Consider the following 12143-nt stretch of genomic DNA (forward strand, 5'->3'; position numbering starts at 1 on the left):
CCTTCTTTATGGTGCGTTGACAGAACTTCCGGGCAGATCCGCAGGCGGTTTCCTCTCCACCTCCGTCGCCCGCATCATGCGGGAAAATAGTGCGGTTGCTGCCGCCTGGTCATTTTCCTTTCCAAATGGGGCTTCGCTTCTCGGCGAAGGCCCGCGCGCCTTCCAATTGGTCCTCGCTCGAATAGAGTTTGTCGACCGTCGCAAACTGCCGCTTGGTGACCTTGTTCATGGCAGTCTGGAACGTCGAACCCTCCGCTTCGCGCACGATTTCCTTGATAGCGGCATAGACGAGCGTCGGCCCGCTTTCGAGCAGCCGGGCAAGATCCCATGCTCTCTCCATCAGCCTGTCGGCCGGCAGGACCTCGTTGACGAAACCCCAGCGATGCGCCTCGTGAACGTCGAGCCAGCGCCCCGTCAAAAGCATGTCCATGGCGATGTGGTAGGGGATGCGCTTCGGCAGCTTGATCGAAGCCGCATCGGCAACCGTGCCCGAGCGGATTTCCGGCAGGGCGAAGGTCGCATGATCGGCGGCGAGGATCAGGTCGGCAGAAAGCGCGATCTCCAGTCCGCCGCCGCAACAGATGCCGTTGACCGCACAAATGACCGGCTTGTTGAGGTCGCGCAGTTCCTGCAGCCCACCGAAGCCGCCGACACCGTAATCCCCGTCGACTGCATCGCCTGATGCCGCCGCCTTGAGATCCCATCCGGCACAGAAAAACTTCTCGCCGGCACCCGAGACGATGGCGACACGCAATGCCGGATCGTCGCGGAAATCCCGGAAGATCAAGCCCAGGGCACGGCTGGTCGAAAGGTCGATGGCGTTCGCCTTCGGCCGGTCGATGACGACTTCGAGGACTCCGCCGTCCTGTCGTGTGCGAATGGGATCGCTCAACTTATGCTACCTCCTCCGCCGTATCAGGGCATCGACTGCGACAACGCCGCCCCCTTCGGGAAGAACCATCAACGGATTAATGTCCAGTTCCTCCAGACGTGCCGCGTTCATTACGACATAATCTGCCGCTGCTGAGACAGCATCGACAACAGCCTCGAGGTCGCCTTTTGGTCTCCCGCGATAGCCATAGATCAATTCTGCAAGTTTAAGACGCGAAATCGCCGCGCGAATCTCGATTTTCGTCACTGGAAGCGGCAAAATGATCGAATCTTCAAGCAATTCAACGAAGATTCCCCCCGCTCCAAGGGTCAGCGACAATCCGAAGACGGGATCGCGGATGGCGCCGACAATGAGCTCGGCAACCGGCGGATTGATCATCTTCTCGACGAGATAACCTGAATTCGGCGGCATGGCCGCCGCCGCATCCGACACTGCCTCACTATCCCTAAGGTTGAGTGCGATGGCCCCGGCCTCGGTCTTGTGGGCAATACCGAGCGCTTTCAGCACAACGGGGAAACCGAGCCGCTCGGCCTGCTCGGCAGCTTCCCGGGACGAAAAAGCCTGCAGCCCCCGAGGAACAGGGAGGCCGCAGGCAGCAAGTTCCGTCTTTGCATCGGCTTCCGTCAGCGTTTCGATCTCGCCGCCCATGGACGGCACGTCGAGCAGCGGCAAGGGAGGCGGCGCTTCCCAGACCTTGCCAATACCGGCTGCGATTTCCGCCGCAATGATGGTTTCGTCGATGCCCGAGAAGGCGACGATGCCATTCGCCATCAGCCGATCTGCGATCGGCTCGGGCATGTTTTCCGGAAGGGTCGCCAGCACGCCGGCCAGCGCACCGGTTGCGGCGGCGGCCGCAATGACCGCATCCGCCGTCATCGCCCATTCGGAGGCATCGCAGCGGTCGCCACGCGGGAAGTCGAGCACGACGAGATTGAGGGCATAGCCGCCTTCGAACATGGCGCCGAAGGCTTCGGTCTGGCGTGCGAGATCGCCCCAGACGAAGGTATGGTAGTCGAGCGGATTGGAAAGCGTCACCATCTCGCCCAGCACCCGCCGCAGACGCGGTAGCTGTTGCGGCTGCAGCGCCGGGAATTCCACCTTGCGACCGACGGCGGCATCCGCCATCAGCGAGGCTTCGCCCCCCGAGCAGCTCATCGACGAGATTGAATGGCTTGCAAGCGGGCCGGCGACATGCAGCAGCTTCAGGGTTTCGAGCAGTGCCGGCAAGGTCTGGACACGGCCAAGGCCGAGACGGGCCAGTACGGCATCGGCGACGGCATCGCTGCCGGCAAGCGAGGCGGTGTGTGATACGGCCGCACGTTTTGCCTGTTCCGATCTGCCGACCTTCAGCACGACGACCGGCTTCCTCGACCACCGGGCGATGGCGGCCAGGCGTTCGAGAGCAGCGAGATCGCCGAAGCCTTCGACATGAAGGCCGACCGCGGTAACGCGTGGGTCGTCGATCAATGCGCAGGCGACATCGGCAAGCGATGTCTGCGCCTGGTTGCCGGCCGTGACCACATAGGCGATCGGCAGCCCACGGGTCTGCATGGTCAGGTTGATGGCGATATTCGAGGACTGCGTGAGAATCGCGACGCCACGTTCGATGCGCTGCATGCCATGCTGATCGGGCCAGAGCAGCGCGCCGTCCAGACCGTTGATCAGCCCGTAGCAATTCGGCCCGAGGATCGGCATATCGCCCGCTGCCTCCAGCAGGGCCCGCTGCAGCTCGGCGCCATCCTCAAGTTCACCCGTCGCCTCGCTGAAACCCGATGCATAACAGACCGCCCCGCCGGCATCGGCTTCAGAAAGGCTGCGGACGATCTCGACGGTCAGCGTCCTGTTGACGCCGACGAAGGCGGCATCCGGCGCTGACGGCAGATCCGAGACCGAGCGATAGCAGCGCCGTCCGAGCACCTCGTCGAGCTTCGGATGGACAGGCCAGATCTCGCCGGCAAAACCCATACGATCACACTGCTCGATCACCCTTCGCGCCTCGCGGCCACCGAAGACGGCGATCGTTTGCGGTCTGAGCAGGCGGTCGAGCGGGCGAGATGTCATCGGCTCACGCTCCCAAAGGTCTAAGCAGGTCGCGGCTGATGATATGCCGCTGGATTTCGGAGGTGCCGTCCCAGATGCGCTCGACGCGCGCATCGCGCCAGAAGCGGGCGAGCGGCAGGTCGTCCATCAGGCCCATGCCGCCGAAGATCTGGATCGCCTCATCGGTGACCCGGGCGAGCATTTCCGAGGAGTAAAGCTTGGCCGAGGCGATCTGCCGGTCTGCAGGCAGCCCGGCATCAAGCCGCCAGGCGGCGGCAAGTGTCAGCCAATCGGCTGCGTCGATCTCGGTGATCATATCGGCGAGCTTGAACGACACGCCCTGATTGGCGCCGATCGGCTTGCCGAACTGCTTGCGCTCGGCGGCATAGGGCAGCGTCATGTCGAAGACGCGCCGTGCCCGGCCGACGCAGGTGGCGGCGACCGTCAGCCGCGTGCCGCAGAGCCATTGATTGGCTATGTCGAAGCCGCGATGCACCTCGCCCAGCACCTGGGCTTCGGGTATCCGGCAATCTTCGAAGCTGAGCGTCGAGTTGTGGTAGCCACGATGCGAAACGGAGTCATAGCCCTTGCGGATTTCGAAGCCCGGCGTGCCGCGATCCACCAGGAAGGCGGTGATCTTCTTCTTGATGCCTTTCGGCGTTTCTTCCTCACCCGTCGCGGCAAAGACAATGACGAAATCGGCGACATCGGCATGCGAAATAAAGTGTTTCGTGCCGTTGAGGACGAAGTCGCCGCCGTCGCGGCGGGCGGCGCATTTCATCCCGCGCATATCGGAACCGGCGTCCGGCTCGGTGATCGCGAGCGCGTCGATCTTCTCGCCGCGCACGGCGGGCAGGAGGTAGCGCTCTCGCTGCTCGCCCTCGCAGGCCATCAGGATGCCGGAGGGCCGGCCGAAGAAAACCGTCAGCCCGAGGGAACCGCGCCCGAGCTCCCGCTCGACCAGCGTGAAGGTGACGTGATCGAGGCCGGCGCCACCGACCTCCTCCGGGAAATTGCAGGCGTAGAAGCCGAGATCGACGCATTTGCGCCGGATCTCGTCTCCGAGCTCCGGCGGCACGATGCCTGTGCGCTCGACCTCGTTTTCGTGCGGATAAATTTCGGTCTCGACGAAGGCGCGGACCGTCTCGACGATCATTTTCTGTTCTTCGCTCAATCCGAAATCCATGCCGATCCTCCTACCGTTTCTGGCCGACGTGACGGCCGACGCCTTCAGGCGCGGCAAAATTCGCATGCGCTTCGGCGATCGCCTTGACCTTGTCGACAATGACGGCCGGCGCCGGCGTGGCCTTGCCGGCCTTGCTGTCGACATGCAGCAACATGTGCTCGGCAGTGGCAATGGCCTCGCCCGTCGCCGTATCGTGCAACGTATGGAAGACATGCAGCCGCTTGTCGTCGACGGAGAGGACCCGGCAGGTCGAATGGATCGTCTGGCCGAGCTTTGCCTCGCCGAGATGGCGGATGTGGGTTTCCACCGTATAGTAGCTGTGCCCCGCCTCAACATAGGCGACGTCGACGCCGATGAGGCGCAGCAGCGCATCCGAAGTATCGCCGAAAACCTGCAGGTAGCGGTGCTCGGTCATATGGCCGTTATAGTCGACCCAGGCAGGGCTGACTTTCGTCTCGATGAGCCTCAGCGGTTTCGACAGGTCGACAGACGTTGTCGTCCCGCCGCCGGCTGCCCAGAGCGATTGCTCGAAGTCCTTCAAGAGCTTGCCGGCGCCCCAGCCCTTGCCGCCATCGCCGCCCTTGAGGGCCTGCAGGATGCCGACGAGGTTTTCGTCGCGGATGCGTTCAAGCTCGCGGATCGACACGCCGGCCGCCTGTTCGTCGGATTGCCGGCCGATCTTTTCGATCAGCGCATCGTCGAGATCGACGACATCGGTAAGCTTGGTCCAGGGCCAGGCGAGGCAGGGACCGAACTGGGCGAGGAAGTGGCGCATGCCTGCCTCGCCGCCGGCGATGCGGTAGGTCTGGAACAGGCCCATCTGCGCCCAGCGCAGGCCGAAAGAGTAGCGGATGACGTCATCGAGCGTCTCGACGGTGCAGATATCGTCATGGATCAGCCACAAGGCCTCGCGCCACAGCGCTTCGAGCAGCCGGTCGCCGACAAAGGCCTCGATCTCCTTGGCGATGTGGACGCCCTTCATGCCGATCGGCGCCAGTCTTTCCATTGCCGCCTGGATGGTCGCCGCCGAGGTCTTTTCGCCGCCGACGATTTCGACGAGCGGCAAGAGATAGACGGGGTTATAGGGATGGGCGACGAAGAGGCGCTCGGGATGCTTCATGTCGCGCTGCAGATCGGTCGGCAGCAGACCCGAAGTGGAAGAGCCGATCAGGGCGTCCGGGCGCGCCGCGGCATCGATCTCGGTCAGGACGCCGCGCTTGAGGTCGAGCCGTTCCGGCACGCTTTCCTGAATCCAGTCGGCGCCGGCGACGGCTTCCGCGAGCGTCGTGCAGAAGGTCAGCCTGCCGCGCGGCGGCAGGGGCGCGCCGGTCAGCATGGCATAGGCTTTTTCGGCGTTGGCGAGCACCTCGCCGACGATACGGCTCGCTTCCGGATGTGGGTCGAACACATCGACGTCGATGCCGGCCAGCAGGAAACGCGCGATCCATCCGCCGCCGATGACGCCGCCGCCGATACAGGCCGCCTTGTTGATCCGTGTCATGCCGTCCTCAGCGCTTCGTCAGTTTGAGTTTCTTGCGAACGTCTTCCGGACCGATGATCCGGGCACCCATGCCTTCGACCACCTGCACGGCCTTTTCGACGAGCTGGGCATTGGTGGCGAGCTGGCCCTTGCCGACGAAAAGGTTGTCCTCCAGGCCGACGCGCACGTTGCCGCCGGCGAGAACCGCGGCCGCCGGATAGGCCATGGCGTTACGGCCGATCGAAAAGGCCGAGAAGGTCCAACTCTGCGGAACGTTGTTGACCATCGCCATGAAGGTATTGAGATCGTCCGGCGCGCCCCAGGGAATGCCCATGCAGAGCTGGATCAGCACCGGGTCTTCGATCAGGCCTTCCTCGGCAAGCTGCTTGGCAAACCAGAGATGGCCGGTGTCGAAGGCCTCGATCTCCGGCCGCACGCCGAGATCGGTCATCTTCTTCGCCATCGCCCGCAGCATGGCTGGCGTATTGGTCATGACATAGTCGCCGAGGTTGAAGTTCATCGTGCCGCAGTCGAGCGTGCAGATCTCAGGCAGGCATTCGGCGACATGGCTGACGCGCTCGGTGGCGCCGGCCATATCGGTGCCCTTCGGATTGAGGGGAAGGGGGCTTTCGACATCGCCGAAGATCAGGTCCCCGCCCATGCCGGCGGTGAGGTTGAGCACGACGTCGATATCGGCCGAGCGGATGCGGTCGGTGACTTCCCTGTAGAGGTCGTTGCGGCGGCTGGCGGCACCCGTGTCCGGATCCCGGACATGGCAGTGGACCACCGCAGCCCCGGCCTTTGCCGCGTCGATGGCGGACTCGGCGATCTGCTTGGGCGTGATCGGCACGTGGCTGGATTTGGAAACCGTATCGCCGGCGCCGGTGACGGCACAGGTGATGAAAACATCGCGGTTCATCGCAAGAGGCATGTTTTTGTTCTCCCTCGTCTTGTCAGCATTACGCGACAGGATGGATGGCGATGCGTTGCACTTTCGGAAGTAATCGATACATTATCGGAACTCGACGGAGGCGACCTTGCTGCAGCGATCGACGGAACGGCTCGACATTGACCTTCTCGTCCTGCCGGACGCGAATTTGATCCTGATCGCCTCGGTCATCGAGCCGCTGCGCGGCGCCAACCGCATTTCCGGCAGCGAGCTCTATCGCTGGCGGCTGCTGACCCCGGATGGAGCACCGGTCCCGACCACCAGCGATATTGCCGTGCCCGCCCAAGGCGCTTTCAAGGCGACGACCGAGGATACGCCGCTTTTCGTGCTTGCCAGCTACAACTGGCGCCGAAGTGCTACGCCGGCGCTGAAGATGCAGCTCTCCCAGGCTGCCCGCTACCGTACGGTGATTGCCGGCATCGAATCCGGCACATGGCTGCTGGCGGAAGCAAGCCTGCTCGACGGACTGCCGGCGACCGTTCATTGGGAGGACTACGAGGATTTTGCGCTGGCCTATCCGCAAGTGCGAGCGGTCAAGGATCGCTTCGTCATCGACGGCAAGCGGCTGACGACCTCAGGTTCGCTTCCAACCGTCGACCTGATGCTGGAGGTGATCCGGCAGCGGCAGGGTTATTCGCTGGCGCTCGAAGTCAGCCGGCTGTTTCGCTACGAGCAGCCGTCCTTCCATGCCGATGAGCCGCTTTCGGCAGCCTCGGCGGGATTGCGCATGCACGATCCCCGCGTGGCGCAGGCAGTAAAGCTCATGGAGGAGCATATCGAGCAGCCTCTGATTCTCACGCGGCTCGCCCGCAGGGTGGGCATCAGCGCCCGGCATCTGCAGGATCTTTTCCAGCAGAACATCGGCGCGCCGCCGCATGTGCATTATCTCGCGCTGCGCCTGAACGCGGCGCGCCGCAAGGTGATCGAGACGACCGCCTCCTTCGCCGACATCGCGGCGGCGACCGGCTTCAACTCGGCCTCGGCATTTGCGAGAAGCTACCGCGCGAGTTTTTCAGAAAGCCCGTCCGAGACCCGGCGCCGTCTGCGCCGCCGCATCACACCGACGTAGGCTGGAAGGCGTCTCGTAACATATCCGCGAGTTCGCGAACTGCCTCACTGGATCGGTAGGGATTGCGCCGGAGCACGACTTTCGAGGAATCGACCGGTGGGAAGCCGTCTTCGGCAGTCAACTCGCGGCAGCCGGGCGGAATGTTGCTGCGACACAGCGTGGTGACGGCAAGGCCCGCGGTCACGGCATTCTTCAGCCCCGAGCCGGTATCGGCGATGAAGGCGATCCGGTAATGGCGGCCGATCTGCTCCAGCGACCGGAGCGCGTAATCGCGCGACCAGGTGGAGTTACGATAGGTCGCAATCGGCAGGGGATCGATATCGTGCAGCCGGTGAACCATGGATGTGACCCAGACGGTCGGGTCGATACAGAGGACCTCGCCTTTCGTCTGGTCGCTCCAGTCGAAGACCACGGCCAGATCGAGTTCGTCCCGCTCGAGGGCGGCGAGGTTGCGGACGGTATAGTCACAGGACACCGTGACCTCGACGGCCGGATGGCGTACGGCGAAAGCCGCAAGGGCCGCCGGCAGCACCGTCTGGCTGTATTCCTCGGGAATTCCGATGCGCACCGGCCCATCCAGCGGTTTGCTGCGGATCGTCGCGGCGGCCTCGCTTAGGAGGTCGATGATCCGGCGGGCATAGGGCACGAGTTGTATGCCCTGGCGTGTAAGCAGCACACCGCGGGCGCCGCGCTCGAACAGAGCTTCGCCGATCGTCTGCTCGAGCCTCTTGATCTGGGTGCTGACAGCCGACTGCGTCCGCCCGATGCGCTGGGCAGCCGCGGAGAAATTCGAGGTCTCGGCGACGACAAGAAAGGTCCTCAGCAGGTCGCTCTCAATCGGCTCGTGCATGGGAATAGCCATAGAAAAAATCGATGATAGCTATCTCTACTATTCGTTTGTCTAATGTCAATTCTTGAGGCAGAAAAGAGCCGCGTTCGACTTCCTTCTTTGAGAATATCCGCGTGACCATTGAAAATCCGGCCAGACACCTCGCAGGCAGCGAGCACGAGAAGGGTGTGCTTCTCATCATTGCCGCGACGCTTGCCTGGAGCGCGAGCGGCGTCTATTCGCGGCTGCTCACCACCGACGTATGGACGGCGATCGCCTGGCGGTCGTTGTTCGGCGGCCTGTTCCTGCTGATCCCCTGCCTTTTCCTCGAGGGGGGTATTTCACGGCAGCAATGGCGTTCCGTCTTCCATCCGTCCGGACTTGCGATGATCGCATGCCAGACCTTCAGTCAGGGATGCTTCATCGGGTCGCTTTACATGACCACCGTCGCCAATGTGACGATGATCTATGCGACCGCGCCCTTCATCGCGGCTCTGCTCGGCTGGCTCATCCTCAAGGAGAGGGTCGCCAGGCGGACGCTGATTGCCGGCGGCGTCTCGCTCCTCGGCGTCGCGGTCATCGTCGCCTCGTCGATCGGGGGCGGGACGGGGTGGGGCGATCTGCTGGCGCTCGGCATGACGGCGTCCTTCGCGCTCGTCATCATCATTCCGCGCATCAGTCCGCAGGTGCCGAGCCTGCCGCCGACCGTGGTCAGCGCTTTCCTGACCCTCGTTCTCTTCGCGCCGTTCGGTTCGGTCGGCTCGCTCGACCTGCACAACTGGATCGTCCTTGCCGCCTTCGGCGCGACCAATTTTTCCCTGGCGCTGGTGCTCTTTCTTGCCGGGGCAAAGCGGATGCCGCCGGCAGAAGCGGCGCTGATCGGCACGATGGAAATCGTGCTCACGCCCTTCTGGGTCTGGCTGCTGTTTTCCGAAGAGCCGCCCGTCGCCACCTTTTTCGGCGGTGCGATCATCCTCGGCGCCGTGCTCTGGCATACGGCCATCGACGTCAACCGCAGTCGGCGGCCACATCGCGCCTAAGTCTCCCATATCAAATCTTCCCCGACGATCCGGAAAACCGCCGTATTCGCGGGATCAATTATTTCCGCTACGCAGCGAGCCATTGCGACCTTGCCGACTGTCGTCTTTGAGTTGCGCCCATGTCGTTTTCTTGATCGCTGTTTTCCGTCAGTCGTGGTTTGCTTGTGGTGTTCAAAGCGCTATCTCGCAAACTGGCGAAATGGACCTTGGGACACCGGCCTGACGCCGGCGCTGTTCCGCAGCGGTAGAAGAACTGAAATCCTCAAGGAAATCGCCGGATAGAGGTCCGGAGAGATATCGAGACGGATCGAAAGGAGATTCTGGAGCCGGAAACCAGCTCTTGGCACAGCAAATCGACGGATTGCGGCGGGCGATCGCGAGCAGAACGACAGGCAAAACCCGGGCGTTCACTTCTCTTCTCCATCCAATCTGTTTTTGCAAAATCCGAATATCGCCCGATGCGGCGGTATCCTGTGTTGTAGACCGGGCTGCAGAGGAGGCAGGCCGGAGGGAAGGTTGCCATCGGCTGCATCGGTTGCACATCGAGGCATTCAAACAAGTGGGAGGAATCCATGAGCAAGAATAGAGGCGTCGTCTATCTCCGGCCGGGCAAGGTCGAAGTTCGCGACATCGACGACCCGAAGCTGGAAGCGCCCGATGGCCGCCGCATCGAGCACGGCGTGATCCTGAAGGTGATCTCGACCAATATCTGCGGCTCCGACCAGCACATGGTCCGCGGCCGCACGACGGCAATGCCAGGCCTGGTCCTCGGTCATGAAATCACCGGCGAAATCATCGAGAAAGGCATCGACGTCGAGATGCTCGACGTCGGCGATATCGTCTCGGTGCCGTTCAATGTCGCCTGCGGCCGTTGCCGCTGCTGCAAGTCTCAAGACACCGGTGTCTGCCTGACGGTGAACCCGGCTCGCGCCGGCGGTGCTTACGGTTATGTCGACATGGGCGGCTGGATCGGCGGGCAGGCACGCTACGTCACCATTCCCTACGCGGATTTCAACCTGCTGAAAATCCCCGATCGGGACAAGGCGATGGCGAAGATCCGCGATCTCACCATGCTCTCCGACATTCTGCCCACCGGCTTCCATGGCGCCGTGCGGGCAGGTGTCGGTGTCGGCTCGACCGTCTATGTCGCAGGCGCCGGCCCTGTCGGCCTTGCGGCTGCAGCCTCGGCTCGCATTCTCGGCGCTGCTGTCGTGATGATCGGCGATTTCAACAAGGATCGTCTGGCGCATGCGGCCAAGGTCGGTTTCGAGCCGATCGACCTGTCGAAGAGCGACCGTCTTGGCGACATGATCGCGCAGGTCGTCGGCACCAACGAGGTGGACAGCGCCATTGATGCGGTCGGCTTCGAGGCCCGCGGCCACTCGGGCGGCGAACAGCCGGCGATCGTGCTCAACCAGATGATGGAGATTACCCGCGCCGCAGGTTCGATCGGTATTCCCGGCCTCTACGTCACTGAAGACCCGGGCGCCGTCGACAATGCCGCCAAACACGGCAATCTGTCGCTGCGTTTCGGTCTCGGATGGGCCAAGGCGCAGTCGTTCCACACCGGCCAGACGCCGGTGCTCAAGTACAATCGCCAGCTCATGCAGGCGATCCTCCATGACCGGCTGCCGATTGCCGATATCGTCAACGCCAAGGTCATCCCGCTCGACGATGCCGCCAGTGGATATGAGAGCTTCGACCAGGGCGCGGCGACGAAATATGTCCTCGATCCGCACGGCGAGGTCGCGAAAGCCGCCTAGCGATTGCGACCGAGGAACTTTACCTGACAGGGATGGCCGGCGGAAAACCGGCCATTCCGCATTTGTCACATGACAATTTGAGTGACGAACTACTGAATGCTGAACGGAAAATATTTTGCGTTGATCATGTCGTAGGTCCCGTCCGCCTTGATGCTCTTCAACGCTTCGTTCAGGCGCGCAAGGCGCTCCTTGTCATCGAGGCGCAGCGCGATCCCGGCACCTTCGCCAAAATAGGTGATATCGACCAGATCCGGCCCCTTGAACTCGCAGCAGCTTCCCGCCTTCGTGTTGGCAATCCAGTCGTAGATGGCGAGCTTATCCTCGAGAATAATGTCCACGCTCCCATCCGCCAGGCCTTTGTATAATTCCGGCGAAGACCGAAACACCGTCTTTTTCATGTCCGGATAAAGATGGTTGGCATAGGATTCCTGCGCCGTCGACGACGTCACGCCAAGAATTTTGTCGCTGAGAGCGGCGGGGCTGACATCGCTGATTGCGGAATCCTTCCGGGCAATAAATACCGACGGACTGTTGTAGTATTTTTCAGTGAAGGCAACCTTTTGACGCCGCTCAAGGCTCATCGACATGGATGAGATGATCGAGTCGTATTTCCCGGCAACGAGATTGGGAATGATGTCGTCCCACTTCTCGATGATGAATTCGCATTCGAACTTGCCGACCTCGCAGAGGGCATTGGCTATATCGATGTCGAAGCCTTGCAGCTTGTTATTCGCATCGAGATAATTGAAGGGCGGAAATGCACCTTCGACGGCAATTCTCATCGGCATGCGATCTTGCGCAGCCACCTCGAGCGGCGAGATCGCCAGAAAGACACCCACCGCGCCCGTCATCAGCGCGCCGCGCACGATAGTCTGAATGGATATGCGCATCGTCG

The 12143-nt window shown here is 62.4% G+C and carries 10 protein-coding genes; 3 read left to right on the top strand and 7 right to left on the bottom strand.

Translation table 11 applies throughout. The annotated features are described in order from the left end of the window. Nucleotides 1-109 precede the first annotated feature (109 nt). Genes FHT79_RS01200 through FHT79_RS01220 form a run of 5 tightly spaced genes read right to left on the bottom strand, consistent with a single transcriptional unit; the run spans nt 110 to nt 6529 of the window. Entirely contained in the window at nt 110-892 is a 783-nt protein-coding gene (locus tag FHT79_RS01200; protein ID WP_183902865.1) for a carnitinyl-CoA dehydratase, read from the bottom strand. A 6-nt stretch (nt 893-898) separates the two neighbouring features. After that, a complete protein-coding gene (locus tag FHT79_RS01205; RefSeq protein ID WP_183902866.1) occupies nt 899-2953 on the bottom strand; it encodes an acetate--CoA ligase family protein in 2055 nt (684 codons plus the stop codon). A 4-nt stretch (nt 2954-2957) separates the two neighbouring features. Beyond that, complete coding sequence (locus FHT79_RS01210) at nt 2958-4118, bottom strand: acyl-CoA dehydrogenase family protein (protein WP_183902867.1); 1161 nt, start codon at nt 4116-4118, stop codon at nt 2958-2960. 10 nt (nt 4119-4128) lie between these two features. Further along, nucleotides 4129-5619 (bottom strand): carnitine 3-dehydrogenase, encoded by a 1491-nt coding sequence (locus tag FHT79_RS01215; protein WP_183902868.1) that lies wholly within the window; start codon nt 5617-5619, stop codon nt 4129-4131. Between the two features lie 7 nt (nt 5620-5626). Continuing rightward, nucleotides 5627-6529: a 3-keto-5-aminohexanoate cleavage protein gene (locus FHT79_RS01220; RefSeq protein ID WP_063475777.1), complete on the bottom strand. Its 903-nt coding sequence runs from the start codon at nt 6527-6529 to the stop codon at nt 5627-5629. Nucleotides 6530-6605: 76 nt separating this feature from the next. Here FHT79_RS01220 and FHT79_RS01225 point away from each other — a divergent pair, with 76 nt between their 5' ends. Beyond that, entirely contained in the window at nt 6606-7616 is a 1011-nt protein-coding gene (locus tag FHT79_RS01225; protein ID WP_244604761.1) for a GlxA family transcriptional regulator, read from the top strand. On the opposite strand, the gene FHT79_RS01230 is transcribed toward FHT79_RS01225, so the two are convergent. Then, complete coding sequence (locus FHT79_RS01230; protein WP_097542547.1) at nt 7603-8466, bottom strand: LysR substrate-binding domain-containing protein; 864 nt, start codon at nt 8464-8466, stop codon at nt 7603-7605. The two genes, FHT79_RS01225 and FHT79_RS01230, sit on opposite strands and share 14 nt — an antisense overlap. A 113-nt stretch (nt 8467-8579) precedes the next feature. Here FHT79_RS01230 and FHT79_RS01235 point away from each other — a divergent pair, with 113 nt between their 5' ends. Continuing rightward, entirely contained in the window at nt 8580-9485 is a 906-nt protein-coding gene (locus tag FHT79_RS01235; RefSeq protein ID WP_183902869.1) for a DMT family transporter, read from the top strand. Between the two features lie 572 nt (nt 9486-10057). Beyond that, a complete protein-coding gene (gene fdhA / locus FHT79_RS01240; RefSeq protein WP_028757431.1) occupies nt 10058-11248 on the top strand; it encodes a formaldehyde dehydrogenase, glutathione-independent in 1191 nt (396 codons plus the stop codon). Between the two features lie 89 nt (nt 11249-11337). Here the strand turns inward: fdhA and FHT79_RS01245 are convergent, their stop codons facing one another. Continuing rightward, a complete protein-coding gene (locus FHT79_RS01245) occupies nt 11338-12138 on the bottom strand; it encodes a transporter substrate-binding domain-containing protein (RefSeq protein WP_047612136.1) in 801 nt (266 codons plus the stop codon). Between the last annotated feature and the right edge of the window lie 5 nt (nt 12139-12143).

Origin of the sequence: Rhizobium sp. BK212 (assembly GCF_014197475.1) — a bacterium.
Classification (GTDB): domain Bacteria; phylum Pseudomonadota; class Alphaproteobacteria; order Rhizobiales; family Rhizobiaceae; genus Rhizobium; species Rhizobium anhuiense.

Coding starts and splice junctions, on each gene's coding strand:
- FHT79_RS01205 (WP_183902866.1), bottom strand. CDS start 2,953: ATGACATCTCGCCCGCTCGACCGCCTGCTCAGACCGCAAACGATCGCC.
- FHT79_RS01210 (WP_183902867.1), bottom strand. CDS start 4,118: ATGGATTTCGGATTGAGCGAAGAACAGAAAATGATCGTCGAGACGGTC.
- FHT79_RS01215 (WP_183902868.1), bottom strand. CDS start 5,619: ATGACACGGATCAACAAGGCGGCCTGTATCGGCGGCGGCGTCATCGGC.
- FHT79_RS01220 (WP_063475777.1), bottom strand. CDS start 6,529: ATGCCTCTTGCGATGAACCGCGATGTTTTCATCACCTGTGCCGTCACC.
- FHT79_RS01230 (WP_097542547.1), bottom strand. CDS start 8,466: ATGCACGAGCCGATTGAGAGCGACCTGCTGAGGACCTTTCTTGTCGTC.
- fdhA (WP_028757431.1), top strand. CDS start 10,058: ATGAGCAAGAATAGAGGCGTCGTCTATCTCCGGCCGGGCAAGGTCGAA.
- FHT79_RS01245 (WP_047612136.1), bottom strand. CDS start 12,138: ATGCGCATATCCATTCAGACTATCGTGCGCGGCGCGCTGATGACGGGC.